We start from the raw sequence: 16,280 nt of genomic DNA, 5'->3' as shown, positions 1-16,280 counted from the left end.
ACGAAATGTTGATGCCTGCCTGACTAAGGTTCGAGTGCTGTCGGAGCGGTATCCTTGCTAGCGACAGCGCTTCCGATCGTCGGTCAAGGCAGCAGAGTCCGTCAGAAATGTCAGCGCCATCGCCCTCACATGTCGAGCTTGAGTTTACCCGCCAACACGCGCGTGAACATGCACGGGTGTGCCGCAGTATTCATCCCGAGGGTTTGTTCTCGCGCCTGGAGCATTGGCGCGAGGAATGCCTGGTGCGCCAGGCCTTGAAGATGGCCGGCGAACCGGGCCTGGTGCTGGACCTGCCCTGCGGCGCCGGGCGCTTCTGGCCGGTACTGGCGCAACGGGGCAACCGTGTGGTGCTGGCGGCGGACTCATCGCGGGAAATGCTCGACCACTGCGCGGTGCATCATCCTCCCGAGTTGTTCAAGCGGGTCAGGACACTGCACAGCTCCGCGTTCACGATCGGCCTGCCGGAAAATGCGGTGGATTGCATTTTCTGCATGCCATTCTTCGCCCACGTCGCCGAACAGGAGCACCGCCTGGCGATACTTCGCGAGTTTCACCGGGTCAGCCGCGACACGGTGATCGTTTCCCTGTGCCTGGATGGCAACTTCATGGCTTGGCGTCGTCGACATAGGGCTGCCCGCACGAGCCAGGGTCACCGTGCAGTGGTGCTGGCCAAGGTACAGGTCGAGAGCGAGTTTCAGGCGGCGGGTTTCGAGATTGTCGGCCACCGCGATTTCCTTTCAGGGTATGCCATGCGTCGGGTCTATGTCCTGCGCAAGGACAACTGACACCTTCCGGTTCCTGCGAACGTGACGAGTAAGACTATTCTTTCAGCGCGGCAGGGCATTCACTCACGCACTTGCAGCGCGAATGCGCGGAAATCGCCTGTGGCGATATATACTGCGCGCCATTCTTCAAGGGAGAGCCGTGTGGCCATCGATATTCACTGGATTCGCGACAACGATAGCCTCGGTCGGCATTGCACTGAATGGCAGCAGTTACCGTTTGTTGCCCTCGACACCGAATTCATGCGGGTCGACACCTTTTATCCCATTGCCGGGTTGATCCAGATCGGTGATGGCGCGCGCGCTTACCTGATCGACCCGTTGATCATCGACAACTGGCAACCCCTGGCCGCGCTGCTGGACAACCCGGCGGTGGTCAAGGTCGTGCATGCTTGCAGCGAAGACCTCGAGGTGCTGTTGCGCCTGACCGGCAGCCTGCCGGCACCGTTGTTCGACACCCAACTGGCCGCGGGCTACCTGAACCTGGGCTTCTCCATGGGCTATTCGCGCCTGGTCCAGGAAGTGCTCGGTATCGAGCTGCCCAAGGGCGAAACCCGCTCCGACTGGCTGCAACGCCCGTTGTCGGAAACCCAGGTCAGCTATGCCGCCGAGGACGCGCTGCACCTGGCTGAAGTGTTCAGCCGCCTGCGCCCGCAACTGTCGGATGACAAGTACGCGTGGGTGCTGGAGGACGGTGCCGAGCTGGTCGCCAACCTGCGCCGCGAGGTCGATCCCTACGAGGTCTACCGTGACGCCAAGCTGGCCTGGAAACTGTCCCGTGCCCAACTGGCGGTGCTGCGTGAACTCTGCGCCTGGCGTGAGCGCGAGGCGCGTGCCCGCGACCTGCCGCGCAACCGGATTATCCGCGAGCATTCGTTGTGGCCGTTGGCCAAGAGCCAGCCGGACAACCTGGTGACCCTGGCCCGTATCGAGGACATGCACCCGCGCACCGTGCGCCAGGACGGCGAGTTCCTGCTCGACCTGATCAAGCGTACCGCCAACCTGCCGATGGACCAGTGGCCGCCGGCGGTGCCCGAGCCCCTGCCGATCGAGGCCGGAGCGCTGGTCAAGCGCCTGCGTGCGGTGGGCCAGGCAGCGGCCGAGCGCATGAGCATCGTGCCGGAGCTGATGCTGCGCAAGAAAACCCTGGAAGCGCTGATCAAGAGCGGCTTCCCTGAGGGACCCTATCAATTGCCCGATTCGCTGCGTGGCTGGCGCCGCGAGTTGCTGGGCCAGGCCTTGCTCGATAGCCTGGCGACTGCCGGAGAACAGCCTTGAAACACATCTGCTCGATCTATCGCAGCCCCCGCAAGAACGAAATGTACCTCTACGTGCTCAAGAGTGATGCTCTGGAGCGTGTGCCGGAAACCCTACTGCAAGCGTTCGGCAAGCCGCAGCATGCCTTCGACCTGGTGCTGACGCCGGAGCGCACGCTGGCGCGCGAAGATATCCACAAGGTGCTGGAAAATCTCGACAAGCAGGGTTACCACCTGCAGATGCCGCCGGCCGAGGAAGAGTACATCGAGCACTTGCCGGAAGAGTTGTTGCGCCGCAATGACCCGGTCTGAGCGATATCCCTGAGCACCCTGTCCGGGGTGCTCCACTTCAATGGAATGCATTTTCTGGCGATCGTCAAGCACGATGGAGAGCGCTTCATCGGCGATTGCCTGCACCGTTTTGGAAAGGTTTGAACCATGCGCGTTCTGATTGCCGAACACGACCACGCCGTGTATGCCCGCTTGCTGCAACAGGCGATGCCCGAACTTGAAGTCATGACCAGCGGCGACTCGGCCAAGCTATCGGGGATGGCGGCCGACTGCCCGGTGTGGCTCGGGCAGCCGGACCTGATGGCCAGCCTGTTGCGTCAGGGGCACCGGCCACAGTGGCTGCAATCGACCTGGGCGGGGATCACGCCGCTGCTGGCTGACGGGTTGCCGCGCGACTATCGTCTGACCCGCGCCGTGGGCATCTTCGGTCAGGCGATGGCCGAATACGTCCTGACCTACATGCTCGGCCATGAGCGCGAGGTTCTGGCGCGTTTGGTCAGCCAGGTCGAGCGCAAGTGGGACAATCGCACCGGCCAGGGGCTGGCTGGGCGCAAGGTGCTGATCGTCGGTGCGGGCGACATCGGCCAGAGCGTGGCGCAGTTCCTGCTGCCGTTCGGCGTCGAGTTGTACGGGATCGCCAGCGAGGCTCGCGAGCAGGCACCGTTCATCCGGGTCGATGGCCTGGAGGCTCTGGGTGAGCGGGTGGGGGAGATGGACTACGTGGTCAACCTGTTGCCCAACACCCCGGCGACCCATGACCTGTACGATGCGGTGATGTTCAAGCGCTTCAAGCCGACCGGCCTGTTCATCAACGCTGGACGCGGCGTGGCGGTGGTCGATGCGGACCTGGTGGAGGCGTTGAAAGAGGGCCATCTGGCCGGTGCGGTGATCGATGTCTGCCGCCAGGAGCCATTGCCGCAGCGCCACCCGTTCTGGACCGCCTGGGGCCTGCTGCTGACCGGCCACAGTTCGGCGCCGACGTCGCCCTCGATGATGGTGCAGTTGTTCGTCGAGAACCTGCGGGCGTATCAGGCGAGCGAATCGTTGCGGGGCGAGGTGGAGTTCGAGCGTGGTTACTAGGGTTTGAATCCACACAACAGTCGGACTCGACAATGTGGCGAGCGGGCTCGCCCGCGCCGGGCTGCGTAGCAGCCCTAAAGCCAGACACCTCGCTTGGTCAGATACACCGAGCTTGCTGATTTTTGGGCTGCCTTGCAGCCCGGCGCGGGCAAGCCCGCTCGCCACAGTCTGCCTCTCGCAGGCCAATGCTTACAGGCTGAAATCACCCTCGGCCGCCAGCGCACTCACCGGCTCGCGTGGGCTTGGGACTTCCCGGGCCTGCAGGTATTCGGCAAGGTTGGCCTTGTCGCCCAGCTTGCCAACGGCCACTGCCGCGTGCAGGGCGTAACCTTCCGGAATCTTCAATTCCTTGCGGGTCAGTTCCTGGTCGAAACCGGCCATGCCGTGGGTGTGCCAGCCGCTCTGGCTGGCCTGCAAGGCCAGGTACGCCCAGGCCGAACCGGTGTCGAAGGTGTGCCACAGGGCCGGGGTTTCCTCGGCGGCGCCAGGTACCTTGAAGGTGGTTTTCGAGATCACGATCACCAGTGCCGAAGCGTGCTGCGCCCAGCCGCGGTTGAATTCGTTGAGCAGGCCGAGGAAGCGCTCCCAGTTCGGCGTATCACGACGCGCGTAGAGAAAACGCCATGGCTGCGAGTTGTAGGCCGACGGCGCCCAGCGCGCGGCTTCGAAGAAGCTCAGCAGGGTTTCTTCCGGAATGGCTTCGCCAGTGAAGGCGCGAGGCGACCAGCGTTGGGTGAATTGGGCATCGATAGGATAATCGGCGACACGTGGGTTGGCACTCATGGGAGATTCCTGGCTAGAGTCCGAAGTGAAGGGTGTAAGGTTGACCCTGGCCGCTGGAGCGGTGCCCGGTCGTCATCGTCTGGCCCGCCCTGGGTCTGCTTCGTGCGGCGCGGTGGAGCGCTAATGGCAGTTGGCTAGGGGGCATCAAGGTCAACAAAGCTACTGCGCGCGCAGGCGCCTGACAAGCCTTCTTCAACCGGTAGTCGCCAACGCTTGGCCCTTTGCGGCGCGGGCACTAGACTGGCGACCTTTTCACTAGCCGATGTAGATGTCTGAACCATGGCCGCAAGAGTCGAACCCTTCTGGATACGCAAGACCCTCGATCAACTCGATCCGGAGGAATGGGAGTCGCTGTGCGACGGCTGCGGCCTGTGCTGTCTGCAAAAGCTCGAGGATGAAGAGGACAACAGCGTCTACTACACGCGTATCGCCTGCAAGCTGCTGGACCTCAAGACCTGCCAGTGCAGCGACTACAGCAATCGTCGCGACTCGGTCCCCGACTGCATCCAGCTTACTCCGGGCAAGGCCGACGAGTTCAAGTGGCTGCCGCCGACCTGCGGTTACCGGCTGGTCAGCGAGGGCAAGGACCTGCCGCTCTGGCACCACCTGGTCTGTGGCGACCACGACGCGGTTCACCACGAGCGCATTTCCCAGTCCGGGCGGATGCTCGCCGAAGGCAGCGTGCCCGAGGACGACTGGGAAGACCATCTGATTTTCCGCGCCGGTTGATCCAGGCGAACCCGAGGAAGTGTCTATGCCGGTGCGTTGCCGACTGTTGCCGGGGTTGCTGCTGCTGATGCTGGCCGGCTCCGCCTGGGCGGGGAAAAAAGTCGACCTGGATTACCACTTGCGCTTGCTGCCGCAGAGCGATCAGGTGGAAGTGCGGGTGACCCTGGCCCAGGGGGCGGCAGTGCGCAGCCTGGATTTCGACCTGGGCGCCCAAGGCTACTACACCGATTTCAAGGCCGACGGCCAGTGGTTGACGCAGCCCGACCAGGCCGGCACCAGCAGCCGCGGGATTTGGCGCCCGGCCGCGGGCAAGGCCAGCCTCAGCTATCGGGTGAGCATCAGTCATCCGCGCCGCAACGGCAGCTTCGACACCCGCATGACCAGCCACTGGGCACTGCTGCGTGGCGAGGAGTTGGTGCCGCCGGCACACCTGGATCAGCAGGACGGTACCGAGTTGGTGTCGCGTCTGGAGATCGAGTTGCCCAACGGCTGGAAAAGCGTCGAGACCGCTTGGCCGCGAATTGGCAAGTATCGTTTTCGTGTCGATAACGTCTCGCGCCTGTTCGACCGGCCGACCGGCTGGATCCTGGCCGGTAATCTTGGCAGCCGCCGCACGCGGCTGGGGGAAACCGAGGTGACGGTCACCGCGCCGCGTGGTGAGGGCATGCGGCGGATGGATGTGCTGACGCTGCTGACCTTCGTTTGGCCCAAGGTGCAGGAAGTGTTCCCACGTAATCCGCCGAAACTGCTGGTGGTCGGCGCAGGCGAGTCGATGATGCGCGGCGCCAGGGCAGGCCATGATTCGATCTACGTGCACAGCACCGGGGCGCTGATCGGCGAATCGGGCGCGAGCCCACTGGTGCGCGAATTGGTGCATGTGTTCGGCAGGATCAATGACAGTCATGGTAGCGATTGGATTGGCGAGGGCCTGGCCGAGTATTACGCGATCGAGCTGGTGCGTCGGGCCGGTGGGATAAGCGAGGAGCGCTACCAGGCGCTCCAGGCGCGGATGACCCGTATCAGTCACTCGGTGACCAGCCTGCGCGGCGACCAGGTCAGCGGACCGACGCTGGCCCGTGCGGTATTGCTGTTGCAGGCACTGGATCGGGAGATTCGCCAGCAGACCGGCGGCAAGCATTCACTGGACGATGTGAGTCGGGCGGCAATGCGCCTGGATACGGTAACCACCCAGGAGTTCGTCCAGCTCAGCGAAAGCGTATTGGGAGAGCCGTCCAAGGTATTGGCGACGGATCTGTTGAAGTAGGTACTTGGGCTTTGGGGCGAGCTGGAGCGCCTGTTCGCGGGCAAGCCCGGCTCCTGTAGTACGGTGGCGTACTCTCGATTGATGCTTGGCGCTGTTTGGCGCTGTACTGTGGGAGCAGGGCTTGCCCGCGAAGGCATGCCCAATGGCACTATCAGGCCTTTGGCGTTTCCAGCGAATCATTCCCCGTCACGGTCGCGGTACGTGTCGCCATCTCGGCACTGGCTTTCATCTGCCGCAGTTCCTCTGCTGCCCGCTCGACCTTGGTGCGGACGCCGTGCAGGTCCTGGCGACCCTTCTCCAGCAGGCTCTTGGCCGAACTGTGGCCGGTGATGCCACGGGCCAGCGCCACGCCGCCGATGGCGACCTGGATCAGGCCGAACACGCCGCCACGCCGCAGGCCCTTGCCCATCATCACCACGCCGCCGGCCAGCGAGCCGATACGCTCCCAACCCTGGACGTTCTGCTGCGCTGCCGATGACTGGAACGGGGTGGAGTCGATGCGTTGCAGGGTTTTGCTGTCGCTCATGATCTGTCTCCAAACTGTGGCTGGTGGATAGAGTGCAGACTTCGGCAAAGTCCGGCTTGTTCCGCAAAGATCAGAATTTTGGGCCCGAGCGGGTGTTGTTGCCCTTGGCCAGGCGATCGTAGAGCACCACGTTGACCGTGGCCGCCAGGTTCATGCAGCCGGTGGTGGGGATGTACACCACATCCTCGCACCAGTCGCGAATCTCCTTGTCCAGCGAGCCGTCTTCCGGGCCGAAGATGTACAGCGCACGATCCGGATGAGTGTATTCCGGCAGCGGTCGGGCGCCCTCCACCAGCTCGACGGCGACCGGGATGCAGCCCAGGGGCAGGATCTTCTTCAGGTCATCGATGCCGATCAGCGGAATGTCCTGGTGCACCTTCTTGGTATCGGTGACGAAGTCGCGGGCCCGCTCGTAGCGCTTGCCGGTATAGAACACCGAAGCCACGCCGTAGCAGCCAGCTGCACGCATCACCGAACCGACGTTTTCCGGTGATTTGGGGTTATACAAACCAATGCAGCTGTACCTTTTGTTTGCCACGAGCCGAGCGCCTTCCAGAAAAAAGACGCGAGTATACCGGCAACGCCACCGGGCGTGATGGCTGTCTCGATCAAGGGCGGCAAAGCTGCCACGCCTGGTGGCGGGCAGCGGGGCGGGGGATTACTCGTCTTTCTTCAACATGCCGGCCAAAGCAGCGAACGGGTTGTGGGTGGCCTTGGCAATGGTCGGGCTGCTTAGGGAACTGTCGCCGAAATACTGCTGGTCGGTGTAGCGCGAGTGCTCGTTGTCATGGCAGAACAGGCAGAGCAGCTCCCAGTTGGAACCGTCCTGCGGGTTGTTGTCGTGGTTGTGGTCGCGGTGATGCACGGTCAGTTCGCTCAGGCGCTTGCCGGAAAATTCACGGGCGCAGCGACCGCAGACGTGCGGGTACATCTTCAGTGCCTTGTCACGATAGCCCATCTCTTTATCGCGTTTCGCATCGGCGAGGATGCGGTCCAGCTTGGCGGTATGGGAGGGTGGATTGGCCGAACTCATGGGTTCACCTTGTCGTATGGGTTAATGACGGTTATGCCCTGAAGTCTAGCGCAGTTCCCTGGCGTTTCGGTGATTGGTGGATGGGTGCCCCACGGCTCGATGCCATTGAAATGTGATTGAGCGAGGCAAAATGTTCGCGTTGCGAGTAGCCTGTAGCAGACAGATTGCTGGAGCTATCGATGAAAGGCATTACCCTGGCGGCCGCGGTGTTGGCCGCGCTGACGATAACGACGGCATGGGCCGAGGATATCGCGCCGGCCCCCGTGACACCGGCTCCGGGCTCTGCGGGTACCGCGACGCCGACGCCCTACCCGCAGATCACCCCGCGTACGCCACCCAAGCCCGGTGAGCCGCTGCCGAGCATCGAGTTGCCGTCGCCACCCAAGGACCAGACGCTGCCGGGCCTGGAGCAGAACGACAAGGCGGACAAGGCCAAGCCAAGCTCGAGTTAAATCTGCTGCGAGAGCAACTGCCCGTCGACCATGCGCAGGCGCTTGGACATTGCGATGGCGATGGCGCGAATGATCTTGGCGGCAATCTTCGGCGCATCGTTGAGCATCTTTTCCAGGGAGTCCTTGCCCAGGTTCAACAAGTGGCAGTTGCTGGCCGCCACGCAGGTGGCCGAACGCCGCTCGCCATCGAGTACCGCCATCTCGCCGAAGGCCCGGCCGGCGCGCAGGGTGGCGATCACCACCGGTTGGCCGGCCTCGTTGAGCTTCTGCACATTGACGCTGCCGTGATGGATGATGCACATGAAGGTGCCAGCATCGCCCTCATGGAAGATTTCCTCGCCCTTGTCCACGCTGCTGATGCTGAAGTAGCCGGAGGCCGCCTGGCAGTCGGCGGGCAGGAGTTGGCTGAACAGACCGCAGTCCATCAGCATGTCGCGAATTTCGTTATTCAGTGAAGTCGGTTCTGACATGTTTCACGGTCTATTGTTGTTTTCTATATCCGGCCCGGCGGCCCAGCGTCATGGTCTATGACAATGGCGCCGGGCAGAGTTCCTCAGGCGATGCCCAGAACCTTGAAGACAAATCCATATTCGAGCGCTACGTCACGCAATCCCTGGTAGCGCCCGCTCATGCCGCCATGGCCGGCGCCCAGTTCGGTCTTGAGCAGCAGCAGGTTTTCGTCGGTGCGGGTTGCGCGCAATCTTGCCACCCACTTGGCCGCTTCCCAATACTGCACGCGGCTGTCGTTATAGCCGGCGATCACCAGCATCGCCGGATAGGCCTGGGCACTGACGTTCTCGTAGGGCGCGTAGGCCTTGAGCCGCGCGTGCACCTCGGGCTCCTGCGGGTTGCCCCATTCATCGTATTCGGTGACGGTCAGCGGCAGGTCGGGGTCGAGCATGGTGTTCAGCACATCGACGAACGGCACTTCGGCGATTGCCGCCTGGAACAGTTCGGGACGCTGGTTGAGCACCGCGCCGATCAGCAGGCCACCGGCGCTGCCGCCGCTGATCACCAGTTGCCCTGAGCTGGTCAGGCCCTCGGCGACCAGATGCTCGGCGCAGGCGATGAAGTCGTCGAAGGTGTTCTGCTTGTGTTCCTGCTTGCCGGCGCGATACCAGGCTTCGCCCAGTTCGCCGCCGCCGCGCACGTGGGCGATGGCGAAGGCCACGCCGCGCTCGAGCAGGCTCAGACGGGCATGGGAGAACCACGGGTCGAGGCTTTCGCCGTAGGCGCCATAACCGTAGAGGTAGAGCGGGGTGGCCTGGCCGAGCAGTTCGCGCTTGACCACCAGGCTGATCGGCACCTGGGTACCGTCCGGCGCCTTGGCCCACAGGCGTTGGCTGACGTAGGCGTCGGCATCGAACGGGCCGAGTACCGGGGTCTGCTTGAGTACGGTCTGTTCGCCACTGGCCAGGTTCAGTTGGCGAACCTGGGCCGGGCGGTTGAGGGCTTCGTAGCGCAGGCGTATGCAGTCGCTGGTGAACTCCAGGCTGTCCTGCACGTAGAGGCTGTAGGCCGCATCCGGCAGTTGCACCCGGTAGGCCGGCAGCCCCTCGGGACGCACCTCGATGATCGGCAGGCCGCCTTCGCGCAGGCTCAGGCACAGGGCCTGGGCATTCAGGGTCACGCCTTCGAGCATCACCTGGTCGCTGTGCGGGACCAGCAACTGCCAGTCTTCGCGCCGAGGGATGCCAGCGTCCGCGGCCTGGAACAGGGCGAAGTTGATGCCGTCCTGGTTGCTGCGGATGAACCAGCGCCACTGACCCTGGTAGCGGCCGTGGTCGACGAAATATTCGTGGCCCTCGACCCGTGGCGCCAGGCAGGCGAAGGGTTGCTCGGGGGTCTCGGCATCGAGCACCCAGGCTTCGCTGGTGGTCTTGCTGCCCAGCAGCGCCACCAGTTGCCGCTCGGAACTGCTGCGGTAGCAGTGCAGGAAGAAACGCCCGTCGGGCTCGTGCAGGACTTCTTCGGCGGTGCCTTGGCCCAGCACATGGCGATACAGCTTGTGCGGGCGATGGGTTTCGTCCAGCTCGCTGAAAAACAGCGTGCGGCTGTCGTTGGCCCAGGTCATGCTGCCATCGCAGTCGTCGAAGGGCAGTTCGCTGACGCTGTCGCCGTCGAGTTCCTTGACGTACAGGCGGTAGACTTCGTCGCCGCTGGTATCCAGGCTGTAGGCCAGGCGCTGGTGGTCCGGGCTGACGCTGAAGCTGCCCAGGGACAGGAAGCCGCCAGCGGCCAGGACGTTGGGGTCGAGCAGCAACTGTTCGGCACCTTCGTCCACCGTCAGGCTGTCATCGGCCGGGCGCGGGCAGCGATAGTGGCGGGCGTACTCGTCGCCGGCGGTGGTGCGCGTGTAGTACAGGAACGGGCCCCAGGGCGAGGGCAGGGACAGGTCGGTCTCGAGGATCCGCCCCTTGATCTCCTCGAACAGCGTCTCGCGCAGTTCGGCCTGGCCGGCCAGTTGCGCCTGCTGGTAGCTGTTTTCAGCCTTGAGATAGTCGAGCACCGCCTCGCTGTCGCGTTCCTGCAACCAGGCGTAGGGATCGGGGCCAGGGCCTTTGTGAGCAATCGGGGCGCTGTTGACGGCGGCTTTGCGAGACATGGGCAACTCTCTATCTTGAGGATCGCTGACGGCGGTGCAGCCGGGCCGGCGAAAAGCCGTTATCATAAGCTTCTATTTGCCAGCCTTGCCATGGACACCATGACCGAGAACGACTATCTGATCGCCTGGGGTTGCTACGCCTTTGCCGCCTTGGGTTGCCTGTTGGTGTGGTTTCGCCTGACCCGCTGGACCTGGCGCTGGCTGCGCGAGCCGCTGCGCTTGCTGATGGCGGTGCTGCTGTTCAGCCCGACCGTCCTCGACCCGGTGAAGGAACGCTTTGCCCCGGCCGTCGCCATTACCGCTCTCGACCTGCTGTTCAAGGTCGGCAACAACGCCTGGCGCGCAGTCTCCGACCTGTTCATGTACCTGGTGATCGGCGCTGGCGTGTACCTGGTCTTCGTCCTGATCCGCTGGCTGATCGAGCGCGCGAGCAAGGCCCGCAAGCTGCAGTCCGAGGCGGCCGCAGCCGCTGCCCGCGCCGAGATCGAGGCGGACGACCAGCCTTTCACCGGCGCCGATCGCCAGGAACGTCCGCGTCGCCCGCCGCCTGCCAGCAGCGCCGGTCGGCAGCGGGTCGAGCCGCGTCTGTAAGCGCGTTCCAGCATTGAAGCGAGAGTCCGAGCATGTGTGAATTGTTGGGCATGAGCGCCAATGTACCGACCGACATCGTTTTCAGCTTTACCGGGCTGATGCAGCGCGGCGGGCGCACTGGCCCGCATCGCGATGGTTGGGGAATCGGGTTCTACGAGGGGCGCGGGTTGCGGTTGTTCCAGGACCCGGCGGCGAGTTGCGATTCGGAGGTGGCGCAGCTGGTGCAGCGCTATCCGATCAAGAGCGAAGTGGTGATCGGCCATATCCGCCAGGCCAACGTCGGCAAGGTCTGCCTGTCCAACACCCATCCGTTCGTCCGTGAACTGTGGGGCCGCAACTGGTGTTTTGCGCACAACGGCCAGTTGGCGGACTTCCAGCCGCGACCGAGTTTCTACCGCCCGGTGGGCGATACCGACAGTGAGGCGGCCTTCTGCGACCTGCTCAATCGCGTTCGCGAGGCGTTTCCCGAACCGGTCGAAGTGGAAGAACTGCTACCCTCGCTGGTGGCCGCCTGCGCCGAGTATCGCGGCAAGGGTGTGTTCAACTGCCTGCTCAGCGATGGTGACTGGTTATTCTGCTACTGCTCGACCAAGCTGGCGCAGATTACCCGACGCGCGCCGTTTGGCCCGGCGCGCCTGAAAGATGTCGACGTGATTGTCGACTTCCAGGCCGAGACCACACCCAACGACGTGGTCACGGTGATCGCCACCGAACCCCTCACCGAAAACGAGACCTGGACCCGCTACGAACCGGGTCAATGGAGCCTTTGGCGGCGCGGTGAATGCGTCAGCCAGGGCCGGACTGAATAAGGACACCCTGTCATGTGGTTGAGTTACCTGCGGTTGATACTGTTTACCCTGGGCCTGCTGATCGGCGTCCAGGTGCCTGGTTTTCTCAGCGACTACACCAAGCGGGTCGAGGCGCACCTGATCGAGGCGCAGACCAGCCTGCAGGGCTTCCAGAAGACCGCCGAGCAATTCTTTGGCGGCGACCTGCAGAAACTGGTGGCGCATTACCGTGCCAGCGACGACCCGGTGTTTCGCAGCGATGCCGACAGCCTCGGCAACCTGTTGACTCGCCAACGGCTGCTCGACGACCAGTTCCAGGCGATGCAGGGCCCGTGGTACAAGCGCGCCTTGCAGGTGGCCTATGCCGCCGACCCGGCGATCCGCCAGGAAACCCTGCAGGGCTACAGCTACCAGGTGCTGCTCTCGCCCGAGGCGATCGGCTGGGCCATGGGCGGCGCGCTGCTGTTCTCCTTCATCATCGAAGGTTTCTTCCGGCTGGTGGACTGGGTGGTGCTGGGCGGCAAGCGCCAGCGTGAGCGCCTGGCACGGCGGGAGCGGGGCTGGTAAGGGTAACTCTTCTTGTGTGGCGAGCCCGCTCGCCACGAGTGTCAGTGAGGCTTGCTCAACAGTACATACTGCTCGCCCACCTTGTCGGCATAATCGTGCAGTACCTGCTGGCACAGTGCGACGATTTCCTCCACCAACTCCACGCCGATCCGCCAGGACACCACCAATTCCAGGTTCGGCGGCCGCACCTGTAGTGCCAGCAGGGTCAGTTCATCGCGCGCCAGTTCCTCACTGACCAGCGCCAGCGGTAGCGCACCGATTCCGAAGCCATCGCGCAGCAGGCGGGTAATCGCCGACACCGAGTTCACGCAATTGAGCCGTGGCGCAGAGACCCCATGGGCTTGCAGTAGCGCGAGCAGCTCCTGGTGCGGCCGGGAGTTCTTCGAGAAGGTCACGATCCGCTCCTGCGAAAGGTCCTCCAGGCTGGCGTACTCGCGGTTGTAGATCGAGTGGCTGGCCACCACCCAGGCCATCGGGTAGCTGGCCAGTTCCAGGCTGCGGATGGACTCCTGGCGCAGTGGGTCAGTTTGCAGGATCAGGTCGACAAAACCCTTGTGCAACTGATCGGCGAGGTTCAGCGCCGTGTCGGCCACCAACTCGATTTCCACCCTTGGAAAACGTTCGGTCATTTCCGCCACCAGCGGGCTGAGCCAGGTGTGGATCACCGTGTCCATCACGCCGATCCGCAGGCGCCCGACCTTGGTCGAGCCGGGCTCGATCGAGTGCCTGAGCGCCTGCAGGGTGTCGATCATCTGCTCGGCATAGTCGAGTACCTTGAGCCCTTCGGGCGTCAGCCGGACGCCGCGCGAATCCCGCAGGAACAGCTTCACCCCGAGTTCGCCCTCGAGCACGGCAATCCGGCTGGAAATCGAGGCCTGGGTGGTGAACAGCTTGTCCGCGGTCAGGCGGAAACTCTTGAGCCGGGCGACCCAGACGAAGGTTTCGAGAAACTTGAGGTTCATGCAATCAACTTTTCTTATGTCTGGGGACGGCTTTTATTAGTTGGACGCGCAGGCCGGGCACAATCAAGAATGGCCCTGGACTGATGAATCACCATAAGCATTGCCGACCACCAGGGCAATGCCCACAACAGGAGCAGCTACCGTGAGCCGCCTGCTACTCAACTGCGACATCGGTGAAAGCTACGGCAACTGGACCATGGGCCTGGATGCGCAAGTGATGCCCTTCATCGACTGCGCCAACGTCGCCTGTGGTTATCACGCCGGCGACCCGAGCATCATGCGCAAGACCGTCACCCTGGCCCTGGCCAATGATGTACGGATCGGTGCCCATCCGGCCTACCCGGACCTGGTCGGCTTCGGTCGCCGCTCCATGGCCTGCACCTCCCAGGAAATCCAGGACCTGCTGCATTACCAGATCGGCGCACTGGACGGTATCTGCCGGGCCCAGGGTGCGCGGGTCAGCTACGTCAAACCCCACGGCGCGCTGTACAACGACATGATGGCCAACCCACAGCAACTGCGCTCGGTGATCCAGGCGATTGCCGACTACGACCCTGGGTTGCCGCTGATGCTGCTGGCCATGCGTGACAACAGCACGGCACAGGCCCTGGCCGATGAGTTCGGCGTGACCCTGTGGTTCGAAGCCTTTGCCGACCGTGCCTACGACCCGCAAGGGCGGCTGGTGTCCCGGCAGTTGCCAGGGGCGGTGCACCATGAGCCGGAACGGATCATCGAGCAGGCCCTGACCATCGCCCGTGGCGATAACCTGACAGCCAGCGACGGCAGCGCCCTGCGCCTGCACGCCGACACCTTGTGCGTGCACGGCGACAACGCCAGTTCGGTCGATGCCGTGCAGCGCATTCGTGAGGCTCTGGATCGGCAGGCGAACCCATGAGCCCAAACCCGATGAAGCCGCGTATCGAAGTGGTGGCAATCGATTGCCTGATGGTGCGTCTGTTCGAGGTGATCGCCGAGGAGAACATGCCATGGATGCTCGCCGCCAGCGAGCGCCTGCGCGCCGATTTCGCCGAGCGGCTGGTCGACCTGGTGCCGTCCTATACCACGCTGATGGTGCATTACGACCTGGCGCAACTGAGCCCGGCCCAGGCCCGGGAGCTGATTGCCGGGGCCCTGGCCGGCCTGCAGCCGAACGCCACGACCAGCGGCCAATGCCACGTGCTGCCGGTGTGGTACGACCCGAGTGTCGGCCCGGAGCTGGAATTGTTGTCCGAGCGTAGTGGCTGGTCGGTGAGCGAGGTGATTCGCCGTCACAGCGAGCGCGAGTACCAGGTGTTCGCCCTCGGCTTCGCGCCGGGCTTCGCTTTCATGGGGCTGGTGGTGGAGCCGCTGGCGGCGCCACGGCTCGCTACCCCGCGCAAGAAGGTCGCGGCCGGCAGCGTCGGCATTGCCGAGCGGCAGACTGCGGCCTATCCGGTGGTGTCGCCGGGTGGCTGGAATCTGATCGGCCGCACCCCAAGCAGGTTGTTCGACCGCGAGCGTGATGGCTACAGCCTGATGCAACCGGGTGATACGGTGCGGTTTGCGGCGGTCGAACATGCCGAGTTCATCAGCTTGGGCGGCGACGATACGCCTTTGGAGGCCCTGGCATGAGTCATCTGTCGATCGAGGCCAGCACTCGGCTGTGCCTGTTGCAGGACCGTGGCCGGTTCGGCGTACGTCATCTGGGCGTGACCCAGGGCGGGGCGCTGGACTGGGTGTCGATGTCCTGGGCCAACCGGTTGCTGGGCAATTCACTGGATGCGCCGGTGGTGGAGATCACCCTGGGTGGTTTTACCGTGGTAGCGCGGGAAACCTGTTGCCTGGCCCTGGCCGGGGCCGATCTTGGCGCCCAGGTGGACGGCCAGGCGTTGGCGCCTTGGCGCAGCTTTGTTCTCGAAGCTGGGCAGCGCCTGCAGTTCACCCAACCGCTATCGGGCGCGCGGGCTTACCTGGCGGCGCCGGCTGGCTTCGTTGCTCCAAAGGTGCTAGGCAGCAGCGCCTGTGTGGTGCGTGAGGAATTGGGCGGTCTGGATGGATTGGGGCAGCCGTTGAGCAAGGGCGACAGCCTGCGCTATTCGGGCGCGGCGGTGACGCCGGCTGTGGTACCGACTGCGCAGATTCCCGACTTCCAGGCTGCAGTCGCGTTGCAGGTTGTCCTGGGTGCGCAGATCGGCGAGTTCAGTGGGCAGAGCCTGTTCGATGCCTTCAACACGGCCTGGACCCTCGACAGCCGTGGCGACCGCATGGGCATTCGCCTGCTGGGTGCCGAGCTGAAGTACCAGGGACGGCCGATGATTTCCGAGGGGATTCCGTTGGGCGCGATCCAGGTGCCGCCGGATGGGCAGCCTATCGTGCTGCTCAATGACCGGCAGACCATTGGCGGTTACCCGCGCCTGGGGGCCCTGACGCCGCTGTCGTTGGCACGGTTGGCGCAGTGCTTGCCGGGGAGCGAGGTGCGATTGGTGCCGACAGTGCAGGAGTCGGCGCACCGGCAGCACGTCGAGTACATCAGCCGGTTTGCCTGAGCCAGGTTTGTATGTGGCGAGCGGGCAAGCCCGCCGCCACAAGGTC

The 16,280-nt window shown here is 63.9% G+C and carries 20 protein-coding genes; 13 read left to right on the top strand and 7 right to left on the bottom strand.

Annotated elements, in window-relative coordinates:
- Positions 1-107 precede the first annotated feature (107 nt).
- The 4 genes from AC6I6U_RS28895 to AC6I6U_RS28880 all read left to right on the top strand — a co-directional run bounded on the left by AC6I6U_RS28895 (position 108) and on the right by AC6I6U_RS28880 (position 3,409).
- The gene (locus AC6I6U_RS28895) at positions 108-785 is read left to right on the top strand and encodes a class I SAM-dependent methyltransferase (protein ID WP_497879381.1); all 678 of its coding nucleotides are present in this window, start codon (positions 108-110) and stop codon (positions 783-785) included.
- 141 nt (positions 786-926) lie between these two features.
- Positions 927-2,060, top strand: a complete 1,134-nt coding sequence (gene rnd / locus AC6I6U_RS28890) for a ribonuclease D (protein ID WP_497879380.1) — start codon at positions 927-929, stop codon at positions 2,058-2,060.
- Positions 2,057-2,350 carry a YcgL domain-containing protein gene (locus tag AC6I6U_RS28885; protein ID WP_497879379.1) on the top strand — a complete coding sequence of 98 codons (294 nt, stop codon included), beginning with the start codon at positions 2,057-2,059 and terminating at the stop codon, positions 2,348-2,350. Before rnd ends, AC6I6U_RS28885 begins: the two co-directional genes overlap by 4 nt.
- Positions 2,351-2,476: 126 nt before the next feature.
- Positions 2,477-3,409: a D-2-hydroxyacid dehydrogenase gene (locus AC6I6U_RS28880; RefSeq protein ID WP_497879378.1), complete on the top strand. Its 933-nt coding sequence runs from the start codon at positions 2,477-2,479 to the stop codon at positions 3,407-3,409.
- Between the two features lie 189 nt (positions 3,410-3,598).
- Here AC6I6U_RS28880 and AC6I6U_RS28875 read toward each other — a convergent pair whose 3' ends face one another.
- Complete coding sequence (locus AC6I6U_RS28875; RefSeq protein ID WP_497879377.1) at positions 3,599-4,192, bottom strand: nitroreductase family protein; 594 nt, start codon at positions 4,190-4,192, stop codon at positions 3,599-3,601.
- 279 nt (positions 4,193-4,471) lie between these two features.
- Here AC6I6U_RS28875 and AC6I6U_RS28870 point away from each other — a divergent pair, with 279 nt between their 5' ends.
- Both AC6I6U_RS28870 and AC6I6U_RS28865 read left to right on the top strand, forming a co-directional pair.
- On the top strand, positions 4,472-4,921 hold the full coding sequence (locus AC6I6U_RS28870; RefSeq protein ID WP_497879376.1) for a YcgN family cysteine cluster protein: 450 nt from the start codon (positions 4,472-4,474) through the stop codon (positions 4,919-4,921).
- Between the two features lie 25 nt (positions 4,922-4,946).
- Positions 4,947-6,185 (top strand): hypothetical protein, encoded by a 1,239-nt coding sequence (locus AC6I6U_RS28865; protein ID WP_497879375.1) that lies wholly within the window; start codon positions 4,947-4,949, stop codon positions 6,183-6,185.
- Between the two features lie 151 nt (positions 6,186-6,336).
- On the opposite strand, the gene AC6I6U_RS28860 is transcribed toward AC6I6U_RS28865, so the two are convergent.
- The 3 genes from AC6I6U_RS28860 to AC6I6U_RS28850 all read right to left on the bottom strand — a co-directional run bounded on the left by AC6I6U_RS28860 (position 6,337) and on the right by AC6I6U_RS28850 (position 7,744).
- On the bottom strand, positions 6,337-6,711 hold the full coding sequence (locus tag AC6I6U_RS28860; RefSeq protein ID WP_497879374.1) for a YgaP family membrane protein: 375 nt from the start codon (positions 6,709-6,711) through the stop codon (positions 6,337-6,339).
- 70 nt (positions 6,712-6,781) lie between these two features.
- Positions 6,782-7,249: an RNA methyltransferase gene (locus AC6I6U_RS28855; protein ID WP_011059840.1), complete on the bottom strand. Its 468-nt coding sequence runs from the start codon at positions 7,247-7,249 to the stop codon at positions 6,782-6,784.
- A 120-nt stretch (positions 7,250-7,369) separates the two neighbouring features.
- Positions 7,370-7,744, bottom strand: coding sequence for a YajD family HNH nuclease (locus AC6I6U_RS28850; RefSeq protein ID WP_010450148.1), 375 nt, complete (start codon positions 7,742-7,744; stop codon positions 7,370-7,372).
- A gap of 179 nt (positions 7,745-7,923) precedes the next feature.
- Between AC6I6U_RS28850 and AC6I6U_RS28845 the strand changes: the two genes are divergently transcribed.
- Positions 7,924-8,196: a hypothetical protein gene (locus AC6I6U_RS28845; RefSeq protein WP_497879373.1), complete on the top strand. Its 273-nt coding sequence runs from the start codon at positions 7,924-7,926 to the stop codon at positions 8,194-8,196.
- Here AC6I6U_RS28845 and AC6I6U_RS28840 read toward each other — a convergent pair.
- Complete coding sequence (locus AC6I6U_RS28840; RefSeq protein ID WP_497879372.1) at positions 8,193-8,666, bottom strand: cyclic nucleotide-binding domain-containing protein; 474 nt, start codon at positions 8,664-8,666, stop codon at positions 8,193-8,195. The two genes, AC6I6U_RS28845 and AC6I6U_RS28840, sit on opposite strands and share 4 nt — an antisense overlap.
- An 83-nt stretch (positions 8,667-8,749) precedes the next feature.
- Complete coding sequence (locus AC6I6U_RS28835) at positions 8,750-10,801, bottom strand: S9 family peptidase (protein WP_497879371.1); 2,052 nt, start codon at positions 10,799-10,801, stop codon at positions 8,750-8,752.
- A gap of 90 nt (positions 10,802-10,891) precedes the next feature.
- Between AC6I6U_RS28835 and AC6I6U_RS28830 the strand changes: the two genes are divergently transcribed.
- Genes AC6I6U_RS28830 through AC6I6U_RS28820 form a run of 3 tightly spaced genes read left to right on the top strand, consistent with a single transcriptional unit; the run spans position 10,892 to position 12,747 of the window.
- Entirely contained in the window at positions 10,892-11,392 is a 501-nt protein-coding gene (locus tag AC6I6U_RS28830; RefSeq protein ID WP_497879370.1) for an MFS transporter, read from the top strand.
- Between the two features lie 32 nt (positions 11,393-11,424).
- The gene (locus tag AC6I6U_RS28825; RefSeq protein ID WP_497879369.1) at positions 11,425-12,201 is read left to right on the top strand and encodes a class II glutamine amidotransferase; all 777 of its coding nucleotides are present in this window, start codon (positions 11,425-11,427) and stop codon (positions 12,199-12,201) included.
- Between the two features lie 12 nt (positions 12,202-12,213).
- Positions 12,214-12,747, top strand: coding sequence for a DUF2937 family protein (locus AC6I6U_RS28820; RefSeq protein ID WP_497879368.1), 534 nt, complete (start codon positions 12,214-12,216; stop codon positions 12,745-12,747).
- A 41-nt stretch (positions 12,748-12,788) separates the two neighbouring features.
- Here AC6I6U_RS28820 and AC6I6U_RS28815 read toward each other — a convergent pair whose 3' ends face one another.
- Positions 12,789-13,709 (bottom strand): LysR family transcriptional regulator, encoded by a 921-nt coding sequence (locus AC6I6U_RS28815; protein ID WP_497879367.1) that lies wholly within the window; start codon positions 13,707-13,709, stop codon positions 12,789-12,791.
- Between the two features lie 142 nt (positions 13,710-13,851).
- On the opposite strand from AC6I6U_RS28815, the gene AC6I6U_RS28810 reads away from it, so the two are divergent.
- From AC6I6U_RS28810 to AC6I6U_RS28800, 3 genes are read left to right on the top strand one after another with little or no spacing between them, the layout of a single operon-like run.
- Positions 13,852-14,604: a 5-oxoprolinase subunit PxpA gene (locus AC6I6U_RS28810; RefSeq protein ID WP_497879366.1), complete on the top strand. Its 753-nt coding sequence runs from the start codon at positions 13,852-13,854 to the stop codon at positions 14,602-14,604.
- An 11-nt stretch (positions 14,605-14,615) separates the two neighbouring features.
- Positions 14,616-15,320: a 5-oxoprolinase subunit B family protein gene (locus tag AC6I6U_RS28805; RefSeq protein ID WP_497883124.1), complete on the top strand. Its 705-nt coding sequence runs from the start codon at positions 14,616-14,618 to the stop codon at positions 15,318-15,320.
- On the top strand, positions 15,317-16,234 hold the full coding sequence (locus tag AC6I6U_RS28800) for a 5-oxoprolinase subunit C family protein (protein WP_497879365.1): 918 nt from the start codon (positions 15,317-15,319) through the stop codon (positions 16,232-16,234). Before AC6I6U_RS28805 ends, AC6I6U_RS28800 begins: the two co-directional genes overlap by 4 nt.
- The last annotated feature ends 46 nt before the right edge of the window (positions 16,235-16,280 follow it).

This window comes from Pseudomonas sp. UTLPPB19802 (genome assembly GCF_059730225.1).
Note: the sequence above shows the minus strand (reverse complement) of the source record. Positions and strands in the feature narration are given on the sequence as shown.

Coding starts and splice junctions, on each gene's coding strand:
- AC6I6U_RS28835 (WP_497879371.1), bottom strand. CDS start 10,801: ATGTCTCGCAAAGCCGCCGTCAACAGCGCCCCGATTGCTCACAAAGGC.
- AC6I6U_RS28840 (WP_497879372.1), bottom strand. CDS start 8,666: ATGTCAGAACCGACTTCACTGAATAACGAAATTCGCGACATGCTGATG.
- AC6I6U_RS28865 (WP_497879375.1), top strand. CDS start 4,947: ATGCCGGTGCGTTGCCGACTGTTGCCGGGGTTGCTGCTGCTGATGCTG.
- AC6I6U_RS28820 (WP_497879368.1), top strand. CDS start 12,214: ATGTGGTTGAGTTACCTGCGGTTGATACTGTTTACCCTGGGCCTGCTG.
- AC6I6U_RS28850 (WP_010450148.1), bottom strand. CDS start 7,744: ATGAGTTCGGCCAATCCACCCTCCCATACCGCCAAGCTGGACCGCATC.
- AC6I6U_RS28845 (WP_497879373.1), top strand. CDS start 7,924: ATGAAAGGCATTACCCTGGCGGCCGCGGTGTTGGCCGCGCTGACGATA.
- AC6I6U_RS28800 (WP_497879365.1), top strand. CDS start 15,317: ATGAGTCATCTGTCGATCGAGGCCAGCACTCGGCTGTGCCTGTTGCAG.
- AC6I6U_RS28805 (WP_497883124.1), top strand. CDS start 14,616: ATGAAGCCGCGTATCGAAGTGGTGGCAATCGATTGCCTGATGGTGCGT.
- AC6I6U_RS28860 (WP_497879374.1), bottom strand. CDS start 6,711: ATGAGCGACAGCAAAACCCTGCAACGCATCGACTCCACCCCGTTCCAG.
- AC6I6U_RS28825 (WP_497879369.1), top strand. CDS start 11,425: ATGTGTGAATTGTTGGGCATGAGCGCCAATGTACCGACCGACATCGTT.
- AC6I6U_RS28830 (WP_497879370.1), top strand. CDS start 10,892: ATGGACACCATGACCGAGAACGACTATCTGATCGCCTGGGGTTGCTAC.
- AC6I6U_RS28880 (WP_497879378.1), top strand. CDS start 2,477: ATGCGCGTTCTGATTGCCGAACACGACCACGCCGTGTATGCCCGCTTG.
- AC6I6U_RS28875 (WP_497879377.1), bottom strand. CDS start 4,192: ATGAGTGCCAACCCACGTGTCGCCGATTATCCTATCGATGCCCAATTC.
- AC6I6U_RS28870 (WP_497879376.1), top strand. CDS start 4,472: ATGGCCGCAAGAGTCGAACCCTTCTGGATACGCAAGACCCTCGATCAA.
- AC6I6U_RS28815 (WP_497879367.1), bottom strand. CDS start 13,709: ATGAACCTCAAGTTTCTCGAAACCTTCGTCTGGGTCGCCCGGCTCAAG.
- AC6I6U_RS28895 (WP_497879381.1), top strand. CDS start 108: ATGTCAGCGCCATCGCCCTCACATGTCGAGCTTGAGTTTACCCGCCAA.